This window comes from Staphylococcus sp. EG-SA-2, from assembly GCF_017152085.1.
The window spans coordinates 1-528 of record NZ_JACYHC010000181.1; the positions used below are offsets into that span (position 1 = coordinate 1).

Annotated in this window: 1 protein-coding gene; it reads left to right on the plus strand. The window is 38.3% G+C overall.

Going from position 1 to position 528, the window contains the following annotated elements; genetic code table 11:
• A partial coding sequence (locus IDG60_RS01680; protein ID WP_241013322.1) for a hypothetical protein occupies positions 1-262 on the plus strand: 262 nt, incomplete at its 5' end.
• Positions 263-528: the final 266 nt, after the last annotated feature.

The following is a 528-nucleotide window of genomic DNA, read 5'->3' on the forward strand; positions in this document are numbered from 1 at the left end:
AATTTCCGTAATTGTTAACACCGCTAGTGAACCAACTGACACATTAAAGATTTACATGATTACTCTACTAGATTTGCTCGGCAGTAATGACCAATTAGAAACTAAATGTCAAAACTATCATTGCACTAAATACGCCAAACATTTTCAGGCCGTTCTTAATGAGCCATTAAAAGTGAAACGCTTTTCCATCAGTCCGATACATGACCGAACTAATAGTATTATGTTGAAAACTTTACACTTCAAAATGCAAAAAGGAAGTTAGGACACGTTTACTAGCCTAACTTCCGTTATCAAGCTCATCTGCCCGTTTTGGCATAGAGCTAGCCATGTTTGATTGCCCAGCTTCCGTCGTCCATTCTGAGCTAAAGCTAGGACATGTTTAGTAGCCTAAATTCCGATACTGAACGCATCTGCCCAATTTGACAGAGAGCCTCTAACTTCCGTTATCAAAACTAAAAAAACTACCCACAAAGTCTCGGACTCTGTCGGCAGTCTATTCCTCTATTTAAAGGATTGAAAAATATTATT